This is a genomic window from Nostoc sp. MS1, from assembly GCF_019976755.1.
Classification (GTDB): domain Bacteria; phylum Cyanobacteriota; class Cyanobacteriia; order Cyanobacteriales; family Nostocaceae; genus Trichormus.
The window spans coordinates 5,143,200-5,168,434 of record NZ_AP023441.1; the positions used below are offsets into that span (position 1 = coordinate 5,143,200).

The 25,235-nt window shown below is 41.0% G+C and carries 18 protein-coding genes; 5 read left to right on the plus strand and 13 right to left on the minus strand.

The window, feature by feature from the left end; all coding sequences use genetic code 11:
- Positions 1–347: 347 nt before the first annotated feature.
- From NSMS1_RS22310 to NSMS1_RS22320, 3 genes are all read left to right on the plus strand, one after another.
- Positions 348–5,192 carry a response regulator gene (locus NSMS1_RS22310; protein ID WP_224086914.1) on the plus strand — a complete coding sequence of 1,615 codons (4,845 nt, stop codon included), beginning with the start codon at positions 348–350 and terminating at the stop codon, positions 5,190–5,192.
- 122 nt (positions 5,193–5,314) lie between these two features.
- Positions 5,315–5,707, plus strand: a complete 393-nt coding sequence (locus tag NSMS1_RS22315; RefSeq protein ID WP_224086915.1) for a response regulator — start codon at positions 5,315–5,317, stop codon at positions 5,705–5,707.
- Between the two features lie 136 nt (positions 5,708–5,843).
- Positions 5,844–6,059 (plus strand): RNA-binding S4 domain-containing protein, encoded by a 216-nt coding sequence (locus NSMS1_RS22320; protein WP_263432588.1) that lies wholly within the window; start codon positions 5,844–5,846, stop codon positions 6,057–6,059.
- An 84-nt stretch (positions 6,060–6,143) separates the two neighbouring features.
- Here NSMS1_RS22320 and NSMS1_RS22325 read toward each other — a convergent pair whose 3' ends face one another.
- From NSMS1_RS22325 to NSMS1_RS22355, 7 genes are all read right to left on the minus strand, one after another.
- Positions 6,144–8,864, minus strand: coding sequence for an AMP-binding protein (locus tag NSMS1_RS22325; RefSeq protein WP_224086917.1), 2,721 nt, complete (start codon positions 8,862–8,864; stop codon positions 6,144–6,146).
- Between the two features lie 535 nt (positions 8,865–9,399).
- A complete protein-coding gene (locus NSMS1_RS22330; protein ID WP_224086918.1) occupies positions 9,400–10,776 on the minus strand; it encodes a flavin-containing monooxygenase in 1,377 nt (458 codons plus the stop codon).
- A complete protein-coding gene (locus NSMS1_RS22335; protein WP_224086919.1) occupies positions 10,760–11,584 on the minus strand; it encodes an SDR family NAD(P)-dependent oxidoreductase in 825 nt (274 codons plus the stop codon). The genes NSMS1_RS22330 and NSMS1_RS22335 overlap by 17 nt, the downstream gene beginning before the upstream one ends.
- Positions 11,585–11,688: 104 nt before the next feature.
- Positions 11,689–12,672 (minus strand): SDR family NAD(P)-dependent oxidoreductase, encoded by a 984-nt coding sequence (locus NSMS1_RS22340; RefSeq protein WP_224095314.1) that lies wholly within the window; start codon positions 12,670–12,672, stop codon positions 11,689–11,691.
- 33 nt (positions 12,673–12,705) lie between these two features.
- Positions 12,706–13,287, minus strand: a complete 582-nt coding sequence (locus tag NSMS1_RS22345; RefSeq protein WP_224086920.1) for a GNAT family N-acetyltransferase — start codon at positions 13,285–13,287, stop codon at positions 12,706–12,708.
- 41 nt (positions 13,288–13,328) lie between these two features.
- Positions 13,329–17,531, minus strand: a complete 4,203-nt coding sequence (locus tag NSMS1_RS22350) for an AAA-like domain-containing protein (protein ID WP_224086921.1) — start codon at positions 17,529–17,531, stop codon at positions 13,329–13,331.
- Positions 17,524–19,680, minus strand: coding sequence for an AAA-like domain-containing protein (locus NSMS1_RS22355; protein ID WP_411908695.1), 2,157 nt, complete (start codon positions 19,678–19,680; stop codon positions 17,524–17,526). The genes NSMS1_RS22350 and NSMS1_RS22355 overlap by 8 nt, the downstream gene beginning before the upstream one ends.
- A gap of 285 nt (positions 19,681–19,965) precedes the next feature.
- Here NSMS1_RS22355 and pepE point away from each other — a divergent pair, with 285 nt between their 5' ends.
- Entirely contained in the window at positions 19,966–20,676 is a 711-nt protein-coding gene (gene pepE, locus NSMS1_RS22360) for a dipeptidase PepE (RefSeq protein WP_224086923.1), read from the plus strand.
- Between the two features lie 216 nt (positions 20,677–20,892).
- Here the strand turns inward: pepE and NSMS1_RS22365 are convergent, their stop codons facing one another.
- The 4 genes from NSMS1_RS22365 to NSMS1_RS22380 all read right to left on the minus strand — a co-directional run bounded on the left by NSMS1_RS22365 (position 20,893) and on the right by NSMS1_RS22380 (position 23,979).
- Entirely contained in the window at positions 20,893–21,708 is an 816-nt protein-coding gene (locus tag NSMS1_RS22365) for a DUF1838 domain-containing protein (protein WP_224086924.1), read from the minus strand.
- 21 nt (positions 21,709–21,729) lie between these two features.
- A complete protein-coding gene (locus tag NSMS1_RS22370; protein ID WP_224086925.1) occupies positions 21,730–21,939 on the minus strand; it encodes a hypothetical protein in 210 nt (69 codons plus the stop codon).
- 134 nt (positions 21,940–22,073) lie between these two features.
- Positions 22,074–23,276, minus strand: coding sequence for an AbrB family transcriptional regulator (locus NSMS1_RS22375; RefSeq protein WP_224086926.1), 1,203 nt, complete (start codon positions 23,274–23,276; stop codon positions 22,074–22,076).
- A 364-nt stretch (positions 23,277–23,640) separates the two neighbouring features.
- Positions 23,641–23,979 carry a hypothetical protein gene (locus tag NSMS1_RS22380; protein WP_224086927.1) on the minus strand — a complete coding sequence of 113 codons (339 nt, stop codon included), beginning with the start codon at positions 23,977–23,979 and terminating at the stop codon, positions 23,641–23,643.
- A gap of 214 nt (positions 23,980–24,193) precedes the next feature.
- Here NSMS1_RS22380 and NSMS1_RS22385 point away from each other — a divergent pair, with 214 nt between their 5' ends.
- Positions 24,194–24,358, plus strand: coding sequence for a hypothetical protein (locus tag NSMS1_RS22385; RefSeq protein WP_224086928.1), 165 nt, complete (start codon positions 24,194–24,196; stop codon positions 24,356–24,358).
- 53 nt (positions 24,359–24,411) lie between these two features.
- On the opposite strand, the gene NSMS1_RS22390 is transcribed toward NSMS1_RS22385, so the two are convergent.
- The gene (locus tag NSMS1_RS22390) at positions 24,412–24,795 is read right to left on the minus strand and encodes a nuclear transport factor 2 family protein (protein ID WP_224086929.1); all 384 of its coding nucleotides are present in this window, start codon (positions 24,793–24,795) and stop codon (positions 24,412–24,414) included.
- Between the two features lie 61 nt (positions 24,796–24,856).
- Complete coding sequence (locus tag NSMS1_RS22395) at positions 24,857–25,225, minus strand: Lin0512 family protein (RefSeq protein ID WP_224086930.1); 369 nt, start codon at positions 25,223–25,225, stop codon at positions 24,857–24,859.
- Positions 25,226–25,235: the final 10 nt, after the last annotated feature.

A 25,235-nucleotide genomic window follows, 5' to 3' on the forward strand; every position in this document is an offset into this window, starting at 1 on the left:
TTTCCCTTGCGCTCTTAACAATGACTCTTTAAGCGAACATGATATAACTGGAAAAAAGGGTAGAAAAGTTCAAGAATATGAAATCGTCTTTAACACCTGCTAGATTTAAGAATATTTTCTTAATTATTAGTTTATGTGTATCATGTCCATATTTTTTTATTAAGTAACATATGTCTAAAGTTTGATAATTATGGATATTTATTACTTAAAATAAATTTTTATAAGATTTAAAACCTAAAATAGTTTTTAGTATAAAAATGTTACTCATTATTATGTTTGCTGTACTTGAGAATTGTATTTAATTATCCGAGTCGGTTAAATAATTAACATCAAAAAGACTTTTATATATGAAAATTTTAGTTGTCGAGGATGACAAGTTAAATGCTTATGCACTGACAGCCGTTCTCACAGAGCAAAATTATGCAGTTGAAGTTGCGGTTGATGGTGATGCGGCTTGGGATTTAATCGATACCTATGACTATGATTTAATTCTATTAGATGTAATGTTGCCAAAGCTGGATGGTATTAGCCTTTGTCGGCAAATACGTTCCAGTGGTCGGCAGATGCCTATCCTGTTATTAACAGGCTGTGATAGTGGTCACGAAAAGGCAATTGGATTAGATGCTGGTGCTGATGATTATGTAGTTAAGCCGTTTGATCAAGAAGAATTAGTGGCGCGTGTGCGGGCTTTATTGCGGCGGGGTGGAACTACAGCACAGCCCATTCTCGAATGCGGTAATTTGCGGCTTGACCCCAGCAGTTGCGAAGTCCGATACAATCAACAATTGCTCTCCCTCACTCCTAAAGAATATGCTCTTTTAGAGTTATTTTTGCGTAACAGCCGCCGTGTCTTTAGCTGTAGCATGATTTTAGAACACATATGGTCTTATGAAGACACTCCAGGGGAAGAAGCGGTTCGCACCCATATCAAAGGGTTACGAATGAAATTACGAAATGCAGGTGCGCCCAGTGATTTGGTAGAGACAGTCTATGGAATTGGCTATCGTCTCAAATCACAGGAGGAAGAACAGGAGAAAAAGAGTAATTCTCAAGGAAAACCTCAGCAGCAAACGCTAACAGCAATAGCTGGTATTTGGCAGAAGTTTTACGGACGGGTGGATGAGCAAGTCAGGATTTTGGAGCAAGCTGCAAACGCACTCACCCAACAAGCTTTAGACTCAGAATTGCGATCGCAAGCAACCCGCGAAGCCCACACCTTAGCAGGTTCATTGGGAACGTTTGGTTTACCAGAAGGCTCGAAGTTAGCGAAGAAAATTGAGCAGCTTTTAAAATCAGATAAAAAGTTCACACCAACAGAATTAAAAAATCTGCAAAGTTGGGTCAAATCATTAAGACAAGCAGTTGCAGCACAAGAACCACAAGCATTACCACCATCAACAACAGCAGCACCCCAGTTACCACAACACCCCCAAGCAGAAGCAAAAGTCTTAGCAGTAGATGACGACCCGCAAATTCTTGCATTGTTACAAACTTTACTTCATCCTTGGGGACTACAAGTAATTACCCTAGATGATCCGCGTCAATTCTGGGAGAAGTTAGCAGATGTCAACCCAGACCTGTTAATTCTAGATGTGGAAATGCCTTACACAAATGGTATAGAACTATGCCAAGTCGTTAGAAATGACAGCCAATGGAGCGAATTACCCATACTGTTCCTCACAGTCCACAACGATAGAGAAATTGTTAATCAAGTATTTAGTGTGGGTGCAGACGACTTTGTAAGCAAACCCATCGTCGGCCCTGAACTAGTAACCCGAATCATCAATCGATTAGAACGGGTAAAATTGCGGCGGAAAGTAAGTGAAAGTAGGAGTACAGGGGTACAGGTGTATAAGGGTGTAGGAGAAATCACCTCTCCCCCATCTCCCCCTACCCCCTCCACTCCCTCCTTCACCGACTGGCGCACCATTTTCAATGCAGAACCAGAATGTATCAAAATTGTCGCGGCTGATGGTACTTTATTGGATATGAATCCAGCCGGGTTGGCAACTATAGAAGCCGATAGTGCTGATGCAGTGATTGGGAAGTCAGTATATTCGTTGATTGTGCCTGAATATAGACAGGCGTTTCGTCAATTCAACGAAAGTGTTTGTCAAGGACAAGCAGGAAAGCTGGAATTTGAAATTATTACTTATAAAGGTAATCGTCGTTGGATGGCGACTCATGCTGTACCAGTGTGTAACGAAACAGATGGTAACTTGGTGCAGTTGGCAATTACACGGGATATCACACAATATAAACAAACAGAAGCAGAAATTAAACGCATCAATCGCACACTGCAAACATTAAGTGATTGTAACCAGTTGCTAGTGCGTACTCAAGACGAGAGCGAATTATTACATAAGGTCTGCCAAATTCTAGTGGATGTGGGTAACTATCGCATGGCTTGGGTGGCTTTTGGTGAAAATGATGCGCAGAAAAGTATCCGTCCAGTGGCTCAAGCTGGTTATGAACAAGGATATCTGCAATCTCTAAATCTTACCTGGGCAGATACGATTCGCGGTCAAGGGCCGACGGGAACGGCAATTCGTACAGGAAAAACCGCTATTATTCAGAATATTGAGACTGATTCCAGATATGAAATTTGGCGCTGTCAAGCTAGTAAGCGAGGTTACGCATCATCAATTGCTTTACCTTTAATAGATAATGGTCAAGTTTTTGGTGCGTTGAATATCTATGCTGCTGAAGCCAATGCTTTTGATGCAGATGAGGTCAAGCTGTTGGAAGAACTAACGGCAGATGTGGCTTATGGCATAGTAGCATTACGCAATCAGCATAATGGTCAACTAGCCGAAGCAGCACTTAGAGAAAGTGAGGAACGTTTATCCCTAACTCTGGAAGCAGTTAACTTAGGCATTTGGGACTGGAATCTAGTTACTAACAAAATTATCTGGTCTGAAGGTCACGCCCGATTATTTGGTATAGAACCAGAAGAATTTGATGGCTCTTATCAAGCCTTTCAAGGTTTTACTCATCCTGAAGATCGGGGAGATTTAGAGCAAGTAATTAACTATGCGCGTCAGCACAAAACTGACTATAACCATGAGTTTCGCATCATCTGGCCAGACGGTAGTATTCACTGGATTGAGGGAACAGGCAAACTCTACTACAACGATACAGGCGAAGCGGTGCGGATGTTAGGTATAGTCAGAGATATCACTTCCCGCAAGCAAATAGAAGCTACTCTACAAAAAGTCAATAACGAACTAGAGTTGAGAGTGGCAGAACGGACGGCTGAGTTAGTCAATGTTAATCGCCAGTTGCACTCACAACTTGATCAACGCCGACAAATTGAGGAAGCACTACGCATCTCGCAAGTAAGACTGGCGCGAATTTTAGATATCGCCGATGATGCGATCATTTCTATTGATGGTACTCAACGTATCACCCTATTTAATCAAGGTGCAGAGAAAATTTTTGGTTATTCCGCCGAAGAAATTATCGGACAGCGCCTAGATACACTCATACCCCAGCGTTTTGCTCAGGCGCATCGTCAGCACGTTGGCGAATTTGGACAAGCTCCCAGCTTGGCGCGGCGGATGGGAGAACGGCGGGAAATCTTCGGTTGTCGCAAGGATGGGACGGAATTTCCGGCTGAGGCTTCTATTTCTAAATTCAAATTAGATCAAGAAATATTTTATACGGTAATCCTGCGTGATGTAACTGAGCGCAAACAAATTGAGCGAATGAAAGATGAGTTTGTCTCTGTTGTCAGCCATGAGTTGCGTACACCGTTAACCTCAATTCATGGTTCCTTGGGGATGCTCACCAGTGGATTATTACCAGCAGACTCAGAGCAGGGAAAAAGGTTGCTACAAATTGCTACTGATAGTACGGAACGCTTAGTCAGGCTGATTAACGATATTCTGGATATTGAACGCATCGAGTCTGGTAGGGTAAAAATGGAGCGGGAAACCTGCGACCTTACCGACTTAATTGAATCGGCGGTTAGTATTATGCAGCCTTTGGCGAATAAAGCAGGGGTACAGTTATCAATTTCTAGCCCATCGATTCAATTATGGGTCGATCCTGACCGAATTGTGCAGACTTTAACTAATCTGCTGAGTAATGCGATTAAATTCTCGACTCCTGAGAAAACAGTCTGGCTAGTAGCGCAACAATACGGTGATGAACTATTGCTGACGGTGAGAGATAACGGCCGGGGTATTCCCACCGACAAACTTGATAGTATTTTTGAGCGCTTTCAACAGGTGGATTCTTCCGACTCACGTAATCATGACGGTACTGGGTTGGGTTTGGCTATTTGTCAAAGTATTGTACAGCAGCACGGCGGACGCATCTGGGCGGAAAGTATCTTAGGGGAAGGTAGCACATTCTACCTCACCTTACCAATATTGCCTATACCCCAAAATCCAGAAATTCCCGAACTTACCCACTCCCCACTCCCCACTCCCCACTCCCCTTTAGTTTTAGTCTGTGATGATGATCCTGTGATCCGTATAGAACTCCAGACGCTCCTAGAGCAAGGGGGATATCGAGTAGTAACTGTAGCCACAGGACAAGAAGCGATCGCCTTAGCGTCAACTCAACAACCAGACGTAATTGTACTAGATTTGCTCATGCCAGGGCTGAATGGCTGGGAAACAATGGCAATACTCAAAGAAAGCACCCAAACCAAACATATCCCCATAGTGATTTGCAGCGTCTACAAACCCACAGACAATACTCCACCCACTAGCGATTTTGTCGATTGGGTAAGTAAACCAGTGCAAGAAAGCTATCTGTTACAATCTTTGCGACAAGCAATTGCTAAATCTTCCAGGCGAGTCCGTATAATGATTGTGGAAGACGACGCAGATTTAGCTGAACTATTCGTGACGTTATTTGAAAGACACGATATTGAAACCTTCTTAGCTAAAACCGGACGAGAAGCCATTCACCTCAGCCAAGAAGTCAATCCCGACTTACTCATTCTTGATTTAATCTTGCCAGAAACCGATGGCTTTGCAGTGGTAGATTGGTTACAAAAACACAATCGTCTATGCAAAGTTCCCGTAGTAGTTTACTCAGCGAAAGATTTGGAGGAATCAGAACGTAAGCGTTTAAAGTTAGGACACACAGAATTTTTAACCAAAGGAAGGGTGACAACCCAAGAGTTTGAGCAACGAGTTATTGAGTTACTTCAACGAATTACCCGTGTGAGGGAGTAGGGAGTAGGGAGTGGGGAGTGGGGAGTGGGGGGAGATGAGGGAGATGAGGGAGAATAGCTTTTGACTGTGGACTGTTGACTATGGACTAATGACTAATGACAACTGACAACTAACTAATAACTATGAATAAACGGATTCTAGTAGTTGATAACGAGCAGTATATCCAAGAAGTTGCGAAGATTTGCTTGGAAACTGTGGCGGGTTGGCAAGTTGTGACAGCCAGTTCAGGACAGGAAGGTATAAATAAAGCCGAGAGTGATCAACCAGATGCAATTTTATTAGATGTAATGATGCCAGATATGGATGGTATCGCTACCTTTGAGAAACTGCAAGCTAATCCTGTCACTAAAGATATACCTGTAATATTATTAACAGCTAAAATTCAAGCTTCAGACCGCCGCCGCTACTCAAAATTAGGAATGGTTACTGCGATCGCTAAACCTTTTAACCCCCTAGAACTCGCTGGACAAGTGGCTACAGCCCTCGGTTGGAGTTTGGAAAGTGGGGGGAGATGAGGAAGATGTAGCTTTAGCTTCCCGTAGGGTGGGAGTGGGGGGAGAGAAGCTTAAACAAAGATTTTCTTTTCTCCTGTAGTTCCCAGTTCCCAATCCCCAGTTCCCGCCCAAAGATAAAATAAAGTTATTGACCAGTATAAATTCCAGCATGATTAAGCTCGACCAATTTTTGAAATTAATAGGTATAGCCCCGACTGGTGGACAAGCCAAGCTGATGATTCTTGATGGTGATGTCAAAGTTAACGGTGCAGTCGAAACTCGACGCGGACGCAAATTAGTATCAACCGATCAAGTGACCATAGCAGGGCAAACTTTTGAGGTTGGGGATGTCATATCATTGACGGATGAATAATGATATGGTTGTATTTCTTTTATTACAAAATAGATGAGGACAGGAATGAATCTCAAACCCTGAATAAAATCAATTTTCAGCCTGTCACCTATCCCCCAAAAGCATTTGGGCTTTCTCTAAGCAAAGCTGAAATTTCTGAGCCAGCACCTTGACAAAAGGTTCAGAAAGTAGGGAAACGTGAGAACCTGGAATATAATCAACATCTAAATTTTCTACTAAATCACCCCAGCCAAATTGCGGATCGTATTTTATTCCCACAGCGCTCTTGCGGTTTTGATCTTCAGTCCTAAACAAAGTGACATTACCTGAATACTTTTGAAAACTGTAGTTCTTTAGGGCTTCGGCGTTAGCATCCATAATGTTTAAGTGCTTGTCGGTTTCTGGGGCATCTACAGCAGTATTTAATACTTGGCGTAAAATGTTTGAGTAATGCTTATATACTTCGTGTAATTGGTATTTATATACCTCACTTAAACCTACAGCTTTGTGCCAGATGTAATGTGGCCCCTGCTGAATTATATTCTCTAAATGTATGAGAACTCGCTGCGAAAATGATGACCTTTGGCTGTAACCAGGACGAAAGGTGTCAATCATCGCAACCAACGCTACTTTTTGCCCTTGTTTGTGGAGTTGTTGCGCCATCTCAAAAGCCACTACACCACCAAAAGAATATCCTCCTAAAAAGTACGGCCCCTGTGGTTGAACAGTCTGGATTTCTTTAATGTAATATACAGCCATATTTTCAACTCGGACAAATGGCTGTTGTTTTCCGTCTAATCCTCGCGGTTGCAAGCCATAAACAGGTTGTTCTGCGCCTAGATAATTTGCTAGGTTATGATAACAAAGAACTTCTCCTCCCAAGGAATGAATCAAAAATAAAGGTGGCTTGGAACCATGAGGTTGAATTTTGACAAGTGAAGACCAATCAGGCTTTGATTGATCTTGTTTTTCCCGGATAATTTGGGCGATCGCTTCTACAGTAGCAGATGGAAATAAAGCAGCTAATGGTAGTTGATAACCAAATTTTTGCTCTATCTGTGCAAATATCCGTACAGCTAATAGAGAATCTCCGCCTAATTCAAAGAAGTTGTCTTGCACGCCAATAGGTTGAACGCCTAAAATGGTTTCCCAAATCTCTATTAATTGACGTTCTAAATCATCACGCGCAGATACAGAATTTTCCAGCGAAAAATTAGGTGCTGGTAAAGCCAGACGGTCTACTTTACCATTAGGTGTTAATGGTAATCTGTCCAAAAATACGAATGCGCTCGGAATCATGTATTCAGGTAATGTAGCTTGCAAATAATCCCGGAGTTTTTTAGTAGTAGGTTTTATTTGCTCTTGGGAAACAATGTAAGCTACCAATTTTTTCTCATGGGGAATATCTTCACGAGCTACCACGACCACTTCTTTTAGTTTACCAGTTTTAAAAAGTGCCATTTCAATTTCCGCAACCTCAACGCGGAAGCCTCTGATTTTCACCTGGAAATCTTTTCTACCCATGTGTATAAGGCAACCATTAGGCTCAAAGCGTCCTAAATCTCCAGTACGATAAATCCTTTCTTGTGTGTTTTCAGCAGCAGATAAAAATACTGTTTTCGTTTTTTCTGGTTTGCACCAATAACCAAGAGCTAAATATTTACTTTTGACCGCAATTTCTCCAATATCACCATCATCAACTTCTGCACCAGCATCATTTAGCAGCAAAATTTCCATATCTGCAACTGGGTAGCCGATAGGTACAGCACTAGTAGTAATTTCGCTATCTTTGTCAACAATAAAATTACAAAATGTTCCTGTTTCTGTAGCTCCCAAACTGGCATATAAAACACTATTAGCAGAAAAATATTTTCTATAGTTTTCTACATCCCTTTGTAATGTGGCTTCGCCTCCTAATTTTACTAAGCGAATCTTGGGAAATTGTTCTGTACCTGTGAAACTGTCAACAAAATGCCGAAATAGTGTAGCGAAGGAATGATAAATCGTAATTTCTTCTTCAATCAGCCAAGTAACTAGATTGGTAAATCCATCTTCTTTGACATTAAATAAATATAAAGATGCTCCGTTGAGTAAGGTGTAAAAAAGACATAAAATACCACCTAATGCCCCACAAGAGTAGAGAAATATTACTCTGTCTGCTGCACTAATGAGTAAAGTATTGGTGTCATTCATGCAATAATGCAAGCTATGACGATGATTATGAATAACTCCTTTGGGTTTTCCAGTAGAACCGCTTGTGTAAATTAAATATGCTGGTGTATCAGGGTCAATTTCTCTGCCTGGATTTTGACTAGAAACCTCTGGAGATATATCATCAATATTAAATATTTGGCAGCCATTACCAGCTAACTGATTTGCTAAAGGTAAATTAAGATTATTAGTAATAATTAAATTAACTTGTGCATCCTCTAAAATATAGGCTAGTCTTTCTTGAGGAAAGCCTACATCTAGAGGAATAAATATTTTCCCTGTTTTTAATACACCAAAAATACCAACAAAAAAATTCGTTCCCTTTTCTAATAGTAACGTTACAACTTCTTTCTTCTCTCCATGCTGAGAGAGAATACTATTAGCTAAACGGTTCGCCCTGTTATTTAATTCTTCATAAGTTAGTAATTCTGTCTTGCTTTTAACAGCGATCGCCTGGGGATATTTCTTGACTATTGTCTCAAAACGGCTGCTAATAGACTGATGTATCTCTGTTTTCAGAAATTTAATAAAGCCTTGAGGTATGTTTAGCCAACGGTTACAAACAAATGCTTGATTTAAATAAATTTTGGGTAAAAATTTTGTGCTGTTAATCATGTAATTGAAAAGGAATAATTTTTGACAAAACCTAAGTAAATTGAAACTAAAGATGAATTTAAAATATCTTGCTTTGCAAATTCTTCCGGTTTAGTTTCTTGATGTTGCTAGGTGATGGAAATTTACCAAGACAGAAAAATATTCCAGTGATAATTTATATGAAGATACACCAGAGAATGGCTAAAAGCCGAAATTTATATTGTTCACCCTGTTCTCAACAATTACACCCAGATGTTTGAGACTTATAACTAATCAGGTAGAGATTAACAAACAAAGTCTATTGCTTTCACTCCAGCAATATTACTTGTATGCTTGATAAGCATAGATAGTATAACTATTTAACAAAAACTGCCAAGTCTAATGTCTCTTGTTTTACTAAATCTTTATTTATACTTTATAAACAAACTTTGAGATTACGAGGACTTATATCAAGTCTGGCTAATTTTTATCTAATTTGCCTCTATCTGTATTATGCTTAGGCGATTAGCCTAAAATTTGACACTCACAACTTTTCAAACACCCTTTTACCAGGCCACTAGATGACTATCTTTGATTGCAACTCCTGATAGGTGGGTATCTGCGGAAGTTGGCGATTGCTAAAATTACGATATTTACTATCAACCTGATGAGCTTTTTTCGCCAACTGGTCATATGAGAGATGAGCCTGCTTGAATCCCTGAAAAATTCGCTGAGGGTCAAATAGATGAGTTTGTGGTAATTTTTCCCCCATTTCTTGGAAAACTAAACCCAGAGGTACATTAATTTCGTCTTGGAGTTGGAGATAACGCGCGAAAAGGGGGCCATAAGCAGCAATTAGCGATCCTACTCCGCCTCGTGGCTGGAACCAACCGATAAAATATATCCCTTTGTAATCATCTAAAAACGAACCTCCATAACATTTGACTACTGACCCTTCGACACGCTGAAGTTCAGGGGGGAGGAAAGGATAGGACACATAATAACCAGTTCCACAAACAATGAGGTCAAAGGCTTCTCGACTCCCATCAACAAATTCTACTTCTTCACCATCTAACCGACTCACGCCAGGTTTAGGGATGATGCGTCCGTGTTTGATATAGTAGGGAACCTCACTATTGACAGTTGGGTGTTTCTCAAAAATCCGATGCTGGGGTTTAGGTAAACCATAATCTTCGTGCTTACCAAAGCTGAGACGGATCAACAGATGCGTCATTAATCTTTGATACCATATTGGCGACACTCCTGTAGTGCGATCGCTAACTGGTACTCCACCAAAAGTTTTAGGGATGAACCACACCGATTCGCGCATACTTAAAACGGATTTAGCTGCTACACGCGCTGCTTCTGCGGCTACATCACAAGCTGAGTTTCCGCCACCAATCACCAAAACTCGTTTACCACGTAATTGATCAGGGTGTTTGTAATCCTTGGTATGGATAATCTCGCCGTTAAATTGTCCCTCAAATTTAGGAAAACGTTTACACCAATGATGACCATTGCAGACTAACACGCCTTTATAGATGCGTTTTTCTCCATTGGTAAATGTGGCTTCCCAAAGATTGTTTTCGATGGGACGTAAATAACTGACTGTTTTGTTCAGTTCAATATGCGGACGCAAATCAAAATGGTCAGCGAAAGAGTTTAAGTAATCCCGCATGTTTTGAGCGCTAGGGAAGTCGGGATAACTCTCCGGCATGGGAAAATGAGTAAACTGGGTGACTTTGCGTGAGGAAATGATATGTGCGGTTTCATAAACGCCATGATACCAATTTCCACCAATATCATCACTGGCATCTACTTGGTCGTAGGGGATATCAGCCGCCTTCAGTGCTTGCGCCATTCCTAATCCCACAAAACCAGCACCGATAATTAAATGCTTTTGAGTTGTACTCAATTTGTTTTGTTCTTTACTATAGTTAATCGTTTCTATCATTTTTTATACTCCTACCCATACGACTATTGATCCAATTAACTAACGGCGGAAAATAGCGTTGGAGAAGATGCAGCCTGTTAGCAGTTGAATCGGGAAATACATGAAGTTGATTTTTAACAATTCCTTGAATTGTGGCACGCATGACATCAGCTGGCTCAGTAATCAAATGTTCTGGTAAACCTGCAAAAGTCTTAGCTAAAGTTCCAAAACGTTCCGACTGCAAAATCGGAGTCCGGCTAAAGAAAGGATAAACAGCTGTTACTTTTACATTGTAGTCTTTTACTTCATTGAACAGCCCTTCACTGAAACCACGTAAACCAAACTTACTAGCACTATAATGAGCCATGCCTGCGATCGCGCACCACCCCGCCAAGGAGGAAATATTCACAATATGTCCCTGTTGGCGCTCAATCATATCAGCTACAAATAAGGAACTTAACCGCATCGGTGTCAGGAGATTAACCTGCATTAAATATTCCCATTTTTCTGGAGGAATTTCGTCCATTCTTCCGAATAAGCCGACACCAGCATTGTTAATTAAAATATCGATAGGGGTAGCGAATGCTTTCACCTGATGATAGAGGGTGTCACATCCTTGAGCATGAGAAAGGTCGCTACCTAGACAGGCTAAGACTTCACCTGTTTTCACTTCGCTTTGAATTGCTGCAACTCGCTCACGCAAAACCGCTTCATTGATATCCGTTAAAATTAGTCGGCTACCAGCCGCTAACAATTGTCGGGTTAGTTCCTGTCCAAACCCACCAGATGCACCAGTAATTAAAACAACTGCTTTGTTTAGGTTAGTCATTAGTCATTAGTCCATAGTCAACAGTTAATAGTGAGATAGTGCGTTCCTGTCGCCTTGCGTCGGAAAGCAACTATTGAACCCGTAAGGGTCAACAGTTAACAAATTTAGATTTTTGGTGATTTTAATATAGTTAGTAACAAAATTGACCAAGGGAGTTTTAGGTCGGGTATGAGCCAAGAGTATTTTTTCAAGGCAGGTAGTGCTAATGGTAGTAGGAAACGTAGAGAGCGCAGGGATGCGGGTAAGTTACCATCTTTATCTACAAGACCATATTGTTTAGCTAGTTCCGCAACAATTTGGATACGCCCTGTACGATTGATCACATCTTTTTCGGCAGCTAGTCTAGCTATTACTCTCCCTGTGAGTAAAGGTGTTTCCCAGTTGTAACGGTCAGCAAAGAATGAGTTTTTCTGGTCGGTTGTTTCCTGACTACCTGCGTTTGAGGCTAAACGCGAAAAGAGTTCAGTCCCAACAATGCCTGGCCAAATTCCCACAGATGTAACATTATAGGGTTGTAATTCTACCGCCATATCAGCAGCTAGGCGATCGCATCCCGACTTACCTGCGCCATAAGCTGAACCAAATAAGTAAGCCATCCCACCCCAGGAGGAAATTGTACAAATTAGTCCCTGCTGGCGTTTGGTCATCATTTGTGCGGCATAGACACTGGCAATATAGTGACTACGCAAACCAACGTTGTTACAAGCATCCCAAAGACTTGGGTCATTATCCCAAAAAGGTTTTCCCTGAGCATCGGTGAGCGCTTGAACTCCGGCGTAAACATTGTTAACGAGTAAGTCAAGCTGTCCATTTTGCTCATTTTGAATGCGTTCAAAAAGTAACCGTACTTGCTCGTCGTTACTGTGGTCTACTTGCACAGGAATACAAATACCACCAGCCTCTTCCACAGCTATTTTCGTGTCATTAAGACTACCTGCAACATCATCACTAGAACCTGAGCTATTATCCAACCTACGCCCGGTAATATAGACAGTTGCACCCGCTTCACCAAGGGCGATCGCAATTCCTTTACCTAGACCTCTTGTTGCACCCGTGACTAATGCGACTTTTCCTTCAAGGATTTTAATCATTAGAAGATTTTGATTAGTAATTATTAATAGCTATATTGATAGCTCATGCTCAACATCAGATTTTATCAGCCTAAAAGCAGATGTAATATCTGCCCAACCGTAGGCTACTTCCACTAATGCTACACCGCCAAATTCCTCTAATTTTTCTCTGAGATACACACCACCCAAACGCTCATAAAATTGATAACTGGGATTCTTCGCTAAAACCCAGACCAACATAGAATTTATATTAGCTTGGCTAAGTTTTGTTGCTATCTGAGAAATTAAACATTTTCCTAAGCCTTGACCCTGATAATCTGGCAAAATATAAACGGCATACAATTCGCCTTGATAAATGCGATCACCTACGGTGGGGCGTAGCCCATCGCCTGTCCGTTCTCGACCACCACTAGCGAAACCTACTATTTTTTTGTTATAGTCTTCGACAACGTAAGTAAAATTTTCTGTTGAGGAATTTCTCAGAATATCTATCCATTGATTCTTGCGCCGTTCATAAGATATGTTTGCCAGAAAATCGGCAGGCATCAACTGTTTATAAGTTTCCTGCCAAGCTTTTATGTGTACTTCAGCAATGCTTGCTACATCAGCTAAATTGGCTTCTCTAATTAACAAGGAATAAAACTCACATAAAAATACCAATACAAAAATTTTACCTAACGGGTGCTTTTTGTGGCTCTAGTTACTGAATACGATTTAGTAACTTTTGGAAGCCTACTTTGATTACTTCCCCAAGCGATCGCCTCTCGAAATTTTTGCCAGATCATCACCCCAAAATTATTAGTGGCTGTACCAGAAGAATTTACTTTACCAGAAGGTAAGTTTGGACAGGTTTGACGATAAGGTTCTTTACCAAAAGCTTCTTGCCACTCTTTCAGAGTTAAGTTGCGTCCTGCTGTGCGACAAGCAATATTGATTAAGTCATCATTATTGAAAGACACTCGCCACAGACGAACATCACTATCAGAACCACTCACAAGCCAACGACTATCAGTGCTAAAGGCTAAAGGGCTAACAACGCTATCATGTCCACGTAGTACAACAGGTGCAGAGGTTATGTCTGTGGGATTCCACAAGCGGATGGTAAGGTCACCACTGGAACTTGCTAACCATTGGCTATCGGGGCTGAATTTTAGACCAAAAACACCCCCGCGATGTCCGGCTAGCAAATCCGGTTTTTTGGCAAGATTATTCATATTCTGTAACTGAACTTGATAATTCCAAGAACCAGCAGCCAACCAGCGACCATCTGGACTAAACGCAACTTGAGAAACGCGACTATTAAATGGAATAATCTTTGGATTCGCTGAGGGGTTACTAGCAGTAATATCCCACAGTATAGCTTTACCATCCCAACCTGCTGTTGCTACCCAACGATTATTAGGGCTGAATGCTACGTCTGCAACTACATCGCAGTGACCAAATAGAGAAATGGGTTTGCCATTGGGGTTTTGGTTGGTTAAATCCCAAACCAAGGTACTTCTGTCACTGCAACCAGTGTTACCACCAGTAACCAACCAATGCTCATCTGGGCTAAAGGCAAGCGATCGCACTCCACCATTCTGAGTATTTCTCACAAAGCTCGGCTTAGTTGGTAAACTGGCTTGTTTCATGTCCCATACCCGGATACTCCCATCGTAGCTGCCAGCAGCTAACCACCTACCACTAGAACTGAATGCCATATTCCAGAAACCCGGCCCATTGAGGACATGTGGTTTTTTAGCAGGATTGGTCATATCCCACAACCGGACAGTTCCATCGAGGCTACTTGAAGCTAACCATTTTCCATTGGGGCTGAAAGCTAGACTGTAGATAATATTTGTGTGTTCAGTTAGTAGGATCGGTGGACGCATTAGATCACTTGTGTTCCATAGTCTGATGATGTTGTCGTTACTATTAGATGCTATCCATTTGCGATCGGGACTAATTGCAACTGCCCGTACAAAATCAATACCCGACAAAACAATTAGGTCATTCAAAACGTTGGGAACTTTCCATAATCGGGCTTGATTGTCTTCACTAGCAGTTGCTAACCATTGCCCTGTTGCGTCAAAAGTCAGGGTATTGACCCATCCTTCATGTCCTTGAAGAACGATAGGTGATATTGAGAGGTCAGTGATATGCCACAACCTAGCTGTTCCATCTTGACTGGCTGTTGCTATCAGCTTTCCATCAGGGCTGAAATTTACTCCAATAATAGCAGCGCTATGTCCTCGCAAAATAAAGCGACAAACCGAATAATTTGTGTCAGTCTCACAGTTTGAGGATTTGGGTTGGGAAAAATTTAAACTCTGCATATCCCACAACTTTAAGTCATTGCTAACTGTTGCTAACCAACGACTATCAGGACTAAAGGCAATGGAGTTAATCCACCCGTCATTTTTACCTATGATCGTGGCTGGGGTAGTAGCTAAGTTTTTAGAAGTTAAATCCCAAACTTGAGCAGAGTAAGACATGGCGGCTGCTAGTCGTTTTTCATCAGGACTGAAGGCAAATCCCCGAATATGATTCTCAGTAAATTTTTGAGTCTTGAGGATTATGGGTGTAGCAGAGGAACTAATCGCTGTCATATTCCACAGCCGTACATCAATATCAACTCCTTCACCTGTAATGTCATTTGATTCACCTGTAGCTAACCATTGCCCAGAAGGACTAAAAACAACTTGGCGAACCTCTGATTTATAACCTCTCAATGGAATCATTTTCGAGCTAGGCACTTTAGCTGTCATATCCCATAGCCCGACAATGGCATCTTGCCCAGATGTTGCTAACCATTTGTTATCAGGACTAAAAGACAGGGCATTAATTGGCTTGGTATGTCCTCGAAGAATTGTTGGTGTGGTGTTGACGTTCGGTGTACTGATATTCCAGAGGCGAATGTAGTTGTCATTACCAATTGTTGCTAACCATTTGCCATCATGACTAATAGCAACAGCCTTCACTTCACCTGTATTTCCTCGTAAAACAATCGCGGGTTTATCTGGATTGAGCTTATCCCACAGCCGAACTGTGCCATCTTTACTGCCTGTAGCTAACCAGTTTCCTTTCGGACTAAAGGCCACAGTAACCACTGGTTTCTCATGTCCAATTAAGGGAATACCACCAATTTCACCTAGCAAACGCCGTAATAACGCCCCTGCTTCTGTAGGTCGTAAAATATTCGTCCCTCTGTTAAGAGATTCTACTGCAAATAAAAGGCTGCGTTGCGGAAATACGTCACGCAATGCCAAAGCTTGTCCTGCTAAGGTTTGAACTAATTTTGCTGTTTCTGCTATTTGGCGTTGCTTTGCTTCCGCTTTTTGTGCTGTTTCTGCAATTCGGCGTTGTTCGGCTTCGGCTTTTTGGGCTTTTTCTGCATCCTGCCGACGATCATCCGCAAGTTTTCTGGCTGTTTCCGCTTTATTTTTTAACTGTTCGGCAATTTGGCGTTGTTTGTTCGCTTCTTCCCGTTGTGCTTCTGCAATTTGACGTTGTTTTTCTTCAGCCTTTCGGGCTGTTTCTGCTTGTTGGCGACGTTGTTCGGCTAACTTCTGGGCTGCTTCGGCTTTTATTTTTTGCTGTTCAGCGATCGTCCTTTGTTTATCTGCAATTTGACGTTGCTGATCTGCTTCTCGTGCTTTTTGTACAGCGATCGCTTTTTGTCTATTTGCCTGTTGAGCCTGCCACAAACCAAATGCTGCTAAAGGTACTGACAAAAACAAAATCAATCCAATCAATCCCACAGCCGCACGTTGTAGCCGCTTGGCCCAGTTAACGGGTAAATGAGTGTTAATCCAGGTATTATTAAATACTTGTCTGTAGATATTATTGCGAACTTTGAGGATTTTGCCTTCGCGCTTGACTACGCCAGAAAGCTTGAGGTGTGATTTTATAAGGGATTGTTCCTCATCAATAACAGGACGGCGATGCCTGCGGCGGCCTTCGCCTACGCGCCACACTTGCTGATATACAGTTAAAACATTAATGATGTCAGGCGCACGCTTAGTAAGCATATCCCTCACGAATTGCAAGTTATTGTCTTGCTCACTGGCATTGCCAAAAAAGGTACTATCTACAACACGATCAACCTCAGCCTCAGACCAATCTGCTTGATTGCGATCAGCAAGAATGCGACAAAGACGCTGAGTTAAATTTGGGTGTCCTCCAGTCCATTTCAAAACCCACTGCAATACTTGTTGGGCATTCTCAATGGGTAGTCCTAAGCCTGCTGCTAAAGGCAATGCTTCTTCAAAGGTAAAATCTGTTAAATCTACTCGTTGTCCAATATTAAAGGGTGTACGCTTTGGGTCACGAATTAAATCGCCTGGTGTGGCAACACCAATCAAAACAAAGGAAAGGCGACGAAATTCGGGATTTGTGGCACGGGCAACGTAAAAGTAACGAACGGCTGCGTAAAAATCATCAGTGAAATCTAGGCTAAGAGTAGTATCAATTTCATCAACAAAAATTACTATGGGTGTCGCTATTTCAATCAGTAATACATTCTTAAAAAACAAAGTTAGCCGTTGAGTAATGCCTAAATTGTTATGCTCCTCCCACCACTGATTTGTATTAGTATCCAGGATAAGTTGACTGGCTATTGAATAAAGCAACCCTTTGTACCATTGTTCAGCAGTTAACAGCTTACCTAATTCACCACTGATATCAACGATCGCACATTGAATCCCTTCTTCAATCAACTGTTCTGCCGTCCGAACCATCAGGCTAGATTTTCCTACTTGGCGGGGAGCAAGGACATAAGCAAACTCAGCAGTACGGCACAGTTTGAGTAACTCTTGATCTGCTTGTCGAGAAATGTACAACTTTTGGTTATACGTTTCGATAGTACCGCTAACGGTATAAATGTTTGGATTACCCATATAGATGCTCCCGGAAATAGTCAGCGTATAGTTGACACCGCGCCACAACCATTTGACCCTCACGTCGAATCAAACCTGCTGCATTGAGTAATCGGTAAATACGCTGGTCTGGACAAGTATTGTTGCGAATTACTTGGAGTAAGCTTTGTACTAAGTCTTTCCTTTTATCAATGCGGAATAAATGATACCGCAGATGATCACCAAAGGGGCCGCGATCGCTAGTTGCTTGAGCAAACAGTTCTGTTACTGAAAACTGCTGGTTAGCAACCACATACAACGCACGTCGTACCAAATAAGGATGACCATTCAATAATGTCATCAGTTGGTTTTCTTGCAACTGCGTCAGAGGGGAACCGTGCCTTTGATTCAGATCGGCAATTTGTTCTAGTGTAAAATCCCTAAACTCAATCACTTCACCCACATTAAACGGAGATTGATTAAGGTTGGCAATAAGATAATAAGGTTCGGTAGCAGTCACTAAAGCTAAGTCGAACTGTCTCCAAATCCGCATAGTAGGTAAAGGTGAAGCACGATTATTGTGCCAACTACGCAACATCCCAAAATAGTCTGACTGAAACTCAGTATCAAAAATTCGATCTACTTCATCCATCACTAAAACAAATGAAGCACCGAGTTCTTTGAGCAGATAGGATTGCATATAGCGGGTACAACGCTGATTGTTACCTGCACCTTGCTGCCAAAATTCTTCTACTCGATTGGGCATTCCCAATTGTTCAGTTAAAATCGCGCAGAACTGTTGATAAAAAATCTCTGCATTGGTGAGGGCTTCTTGGTCAAATGAGGATTGAAAATCTATAAATGCCACCTTTTTACCGATTTTAATTGCTGCATCAATCACTCGCATCAGCAAGGAACTTTTACCAATTTGACGTGGCCCCTTAATTGTTAAAGTGGCTCCTTGGCGCTGGATTGTGGCGATCGCGATCGCATCTTGGGGACGTTCGATGTAAAATCGAGACTCTGAGTCCATTGTCCCTTCTGGCATTTCTAGGAGTATTGGTTGAGCAGAAGGAGATGGAGGCGGTAAAGGTGGTTGTGGCGAAGTTTGCAGCAAGTCGGCTTTGGACTGTTCTGTATTGATAGAAAGAGTATCGCCTGCGATCGCTTGTTGTAACTCTTGAATTAACTTGGGTGTGTCTTCATTTCCCCGCCATAACGCCCAGTTGATACCGTTGAGATAAGCACTCAGGGGGTACTGAAATGGTTCTAAATAGTTGAGACGCACTGGTAAAATTACAGGATGTCCCTGCTCTTTGGTCAGACGGTGTGCTGTTTCAATCTCAGCTTCCACCATCTCACTGTGAACAGACCGTTCCGATAGAAACACAATCAAAAATTCTGCCCGTCGCAATTCAGCTTCAATTCTTTCTGCCCAAGGCGTACCTACCAGCATCGTTTGATCAATAAACACCTGATGCTGTTCCCTGAGTACCTGAAACACCTGCATGGCAACTTTTTCATCAGTTTCTGTGTTACGTTTATAGCTGATAAAAATGCGCCTTTTGGGAGTTGGCGAGACTTTCTGCACAGATGATGGTCGTTGCTTGAGTTTTGGTGTTGCGTACTCTGGAATACCTTCTAAGTTGATCGCATTACAACCAAATTTAAAAGCTTCTTCTAGTGATTTTCCTGCACCTAGACCATCATAAAACCCAACAGCAAAATCAATAGCAGCGTGATCGCCAATTGCCTGATTCATCCCAACTACACAATCAATGTGTTGAAAAATAGCTTCTGCTTGCACCTCGCTGTAACAGGCATTCAATAACACACACTCAACATTTTCTTGACACAGTTCAAATAGCCCCGATAAAGCTTGAGAACTGACTAGCTGTATCTCACCTACGTCGTTTTCTAAAACTAATCCTTGAGTACCTGCCCCGTGTCCTGAAAAATGCACAATTTGCGGTTCGACATCCAACAACGCCCGCCGCAAATCTCTAGGGCGCAACGCCCACCGTGATATAATTTCAAAATCATCTCGTCTGCGCGATCGCATTAACCCTTCTGTGATATCTCGTACCTCTTGATCAAGACGTAAACTATTTGTGTGTTGAGGATTAGCTGTGAGAATCAGAATTTTTTTCACGGGGCTAGCTTGCGAATATAACCGTAGTTTTGAGAATATCCTGAAATTTTGTCAATATAAATAAAAATTAATAGTATTTTACAGCTTGTAGAATTAAGTATTGAAACATTTATTTTTCTCTGAAAATATTTAATATTGCAGTAGCGATCGTCATTTCTCAAATACGCTGATTACAAACTTTTAGTTGAGATTATTCATGGTGTGGCTAGGAGTCGATTAGTTAAAACGATTTTCCTAAAAATCCCTAACTCAGTTTACTCAAACAGCACCTAATCTCAATTAAAATTTTTATTATCGATTAATTACAATTAAAAAAAATAAAATATGTCAAAAAAATTGTTATTGCTGAGTAATTCCACAAATATAGGTGAAGCATATTTAGCTTACCCACAGCAAGAAGTTAATAATTTTTTAGGAATCTCTATCAAAAAAATAGTATTTATACCTTTCGCATCTGTGACAGCAACTTATGATCAGTATGCCGAAAGAGTTGATAGAGTATTTCAAAAGCTAGGTTATGTAGTTGATACTATTCATTTGGCTGAAAATCCTCATGAATTAATTAAAAATGCAGAAGCCATAGTAATTGGCGGTGGAAATACTTTTCATTTATTGCATTGCTTACAAAAGCATAATCTGATTGAAGTTATAAGAGACAAAGTTAATCAAGGAACTCCTTATATTGGCTGGAGTGCTGGTTCTAATGTTGCTTGTCCTACAATTAAAACCAGTAATGATATGCCAATAATCGAACCTATAAATTTTCAAGCATTAGATTTAGTGCCTTTTCAAATCAACCCCCACTATACAGATGCCGTAATCCCAAATCATAATGGGGAAACAAGAGAACAAAGACTCAAAGAATTTTTAGTTTTAAATCCAGATATTTACGTTGTAGGCTTGCAAGAAGGCACAATGTTAAAAATTGCAGACTCATCAATCAAATTGATTGGTGATAAGAAGATGTATGTATTCAAGTTTGGAGAAGAGAAAAAAGAATATACCAACAGTGATGATTTAAGTTTTCTTCTTTGAGGCTAGATTCTGTATAATTTGGATTCAAAGTATCTTAGTAATACATTTACAACAGTTTCGCTATTTGTGAAATACTGTAGAGACGTTGCATGTAACGTCTCTACAGGGTTTTGGGTACGGCTATAAATCTCTTAAGTAGCAGCATTCATCTAATAATTCTGTGAGGAAAGTAGCTATGATAAATCAATTCTTTACCTGAAAATTGATTCCTCTTTTTTACACTTCTTCATCTGCTGGTAAGGGAAATATCTCCCCGGCTAAGTAAGCTTGAAAGTGCTTTTGGAAGTATAGCCAAGAAGTCATATCTTCACCTTCAGAAAAGGCTTTTGGCGCTTGTTTATATAAAGGAACGCGATGATTAATTTCATCTTGCAGTAGTTGGGGTAATTCGGTTAAACCACCGACTTTACTGCCAAAAGCACTATAGATTAGATTACCTGGGCGATCGCCCATTTTCATCCAAGGCAACCACTGTCCAATTCTATCCCAGCTAAGTCTTAGTTGAGACACTGTAGGTAGGTCTGCGTTAAATAAATCTGCGGTTGGGACTGTGAGTTTAAATAATTCCGCCGCCTGATAAGTTTGATAAGGACTATATTCGGCAAATTTGGGGTCTTCGGCCAGGGGGTTGGGGTATGTCGGAAAGATATCAAAAACAAAGGTTGTTGTTTCTCCTTCCACTTGAGCCGGAAATTTGCCTTGAAAATGGCCTTGTACGGGGTCATTGGCAACATGAAGAACTGGTACAGTCTCACCAGTCCAAGGGTTTTCCCATTTACGCAAAATCTCGTCATTTTCTGGGTTCAAGTAATAGGTTAGTTCCCTAGAGGTAAAGTCCCAACTTCCTTCACCTGTGGGTAAACATCTACTAATACTGACTCCCACCATTTTAAAAAGAAGCTTTCTTTTCTCCCCTGGAATCAAAGCATAAATCTTTCCTGTCCATGTTAGGAATGTAGATTGGCTAGGGTCAAGAGAAGAGCGAGTTTTTACCCAATGCTGGGCATCTAATTCTTGGATTTGGGCAACCATTGACTTATTCAACTACTAAGTTTACTCGTCTAACAAACTCATCAATGCTTGGAATTGTTGGTCTGGTGGTTCTGACAATTGCGATCGCAACTCTAATAACTGTGCCTCCAATGCTTCAGCTACATAGAGCATATTAGATTCATGGGCGATCTTAAGTTGAGTTTCCTTAACCTTGATTTGTCGCAGCAGTTGATTTACAGCAAAAGTTGAGTCGCTATCATGAAAAATCATAACTTTGCGTCTACTAAAAATTTAAAATCAAATTTTTAGTACACAGTATAGATGGGAAATGGTCATTAGTCATTAGTCATTAGTCATTAGTCATTAGTCAGTTGTTTTTTCTCCCTCATCCTCCCCCACTCCCTCTACTCCCTCATCTCTCCCCACTCCCCACTCCCCATCCCATCAAGACGGCGGAATAAAAACAGCCAAAGTGGTAAAGAACTGTTAATGGCAATCAACCTGATTAAGTGACCTACTGTGACGACTTCTACATTGTGATGTAACGCCAGAGAAACTAAAATCATCTCTGCTGATCCTCCTGGTGCTGTGACTAACAAACAAGTCAACCAGTCCCAAGAGGTTAATTGTGTGGCAATAATAGCAGCGATCGCACCTGCAACCAAGGTCATGGCTACGGACATTAAAGCATAACCTACTGTTCTTTTACCAAAGGTGGGTTTTTCTCCCCAATATTCACCAATGGTAATACCTAACAGCATTTGACCAATAATGTTAACCAACAGTGGTGGATAGAATTGAATATCGCTGGCAAAAGGTAAATAATGTAATAGAGAATTAAATGTTGCCCCTAAGACTAATGCACCAAAAAAGTCACCAGCCGGAATATTCAGCGTTATGGCTAGATAAACTATAATCCCTGTAAATAGCAAAACTACTGCCAGTAATTCTAGTTGTAATGGTGCAAAATCGATTAGCACCCCTTGAGGTGGAACTGGTGGAGGATTCCCAGAATTACCAACAGATGTCCTAGCGATAAAGGGAATGAGTAGAACTACAGAAGTAACGCGAATCGCTTGCACTAGCGCTACTAGCGTGACATTGCGATTATAGTCGGCGGCGATAGATGACATCACACCCACACCACCGGGAACTGTAGCCAACATTGCTGTTAATATGTTGGTTTTACTTAAGCGTGAGTAAATATAGCCAATCCCCACACCACATAACAACAAAAATAAGGTAAGAAAAATAAATATAGGAAACCCAGAAGCAAGGCTCATGATGTTACTATTGGCATTTGATGCCCCAACAGTCAAGCCAACTAATCCCATACCTACTTTTCTGGCAGTGCGGTTAGGTTTGGGCGAATAGTTATAGAATACTCGACAACATTGTAAAATTGCTGTTCCTGCGACAATTCCGCCAAATATCCAAGAAATTCCCCCAAAATGCAGCTTTGTCAATGCCCAACCCACAGGCAAGGCAACTAGCATTTCTAAACAGAGGATAATAAGTTGTTTAATAATTAATTGTGATCTAGTAACTATAGGATTTGTGTTAGTTGGTGGATTTTGGGAAGAAGCAATACTTAAACTGTGATTCATTGACAAAGGTTTCTAGAATTATTTTAACTAAGTAACTAAAAATATTGCAATAGACGTATTAACACTTAGAACAAAAAGCTGTTTGTCCTAATATACATAGACAAACTCTACACACCAAAGATAAAATATGTATTTTACGACACAACAATATATTCAGAAGAGTCCGCCTTATTATTCATTAACATTAGTTTATATATCTCTAGATAAATAATCCTGTATCTGATAGGGAGTATTGATAGAAATCATGCGATTCACAAGTTAGAATTAATTTTTCCTCACATCAAACTGTTGACTATGAAACTAGGGACACAGCTATTGTGTCCCTGTGCCAGTATATATTGCTGTCACGAACTTTACTCAAAGTTTAATCTTCATCCAAAGCCGGAAAAATTTCTTCAAATTTCCATAATTGGTCTTTATGGTTGATAAACCAAGTCCGAGTTTCTGGTGTCAATTGACTCCAAATGATATCACTAGCAATACTGGGTGAGTCGTAGCGATATTTCTTGCCAAGTGATCTGAGATTTTCCGCTACATTATGAGGAATACCTAATTGTTGCCAGTCTACATTTATGTATCTTCCTGATACTCCTCCAGCCGGATCAAAAACCAATTGTGCAGTTCTAATTAAATCAGCAAAATGTGTTGGTTTAAGATTGGCTAATTGCTGAATCTGAATTAATTCGTCATGTTCTTGAGACATGGTGTCTGGAGTAAACAAAGGTTTTGAACTTTAGAACTTACTACCAGAGATTTTGATTACACTCGTCACTTGTTGGTGGTTTATAACTTTAGTTCCATTCACCCACAAGTCGATAGAGTTTTTATCCCCATATCTTTAGTTTAGCGCAGAGCCACATTTTGAAGATTGATTTTTATTAATTAAGTGAATCTTGCTATTAGTTAAGGGTAATAATTTGGATATAGTATCTTTACCAAAACAACTGACAAAAAGAAATTGTTGTTTGGAGGCGATCGCCATGTTAGGAATACTCTGGATTACAGGTTTTTGCTTTATTTGGCTGATTGGTTTTAGTCTGCTGGCGGAACTCTGGTTCTTTGAAGAAGAACAAGAATCATAAATTGGTCAATAGTTCATAGTCCATAGTCCATAGTTATTTTCCCCCAGTTCGTTTTAACGTAACTGTGCAATCATCTGTGCAGGACTCCAATAGGCGCGAGTCGTTTGAATTTTACCTTCGGCGTTAATCTCGAAAATTGTAATTCCTTCAAATTTCACGGACTTACCAGTTTTGCTAACTCCTGCCATTGTCCATTTAACGGCTGCTTCATTAGCAGCAATGAATATATGCTCACTTGTCGCTTCCAGTTTCTCAAACACCGCCTGTAACTGACCGATAAACTGACGATATCCCTCATGCACTTTCGCTGGTGGTTCCCCAACCGGATCGTGACTAACAGCATCTTCAGCAAAATTATCAATCCAGCCTTCTGGATTCATAGCGGCAATATTAGCAAAGTAAGCAGCAACAACTTGTTTAATAGCTTCTTGTGACATAGAAGTGAGCGAACAAAGGACAATAAATTTTGACTATGGACTGTTGACTATGGACTATTGACTAATCACTAGTTTCTACTAAAACAGTTACCGATGCGATCGCCACTAACATCTCGTCATTTTTATCATTGAGTTCAGCAATAGCACGCCCCTGAACTACCATACCCCCAGATTCTACCTGCAAACTCTTACGCCCAAAAGGTAAAACAGCTAACACTTCTTCCTCTCTTACTTGTTCTGGATAGGGTACTGCAATCTGGACTTCGACAACCATATCATTGGGATGACTTAAACCCGCAACTTCCCAAACACCAGGTAAAGCATTGTGTGCGATCGCATTACGTACCGCTCTTGCTGCTGCTACTGTTGGCTCCTGCCCATGTTGATCTACACCCATTCCCATCTCAATAATCAAGCGTTTTAGAGCCACAGCTATTTCC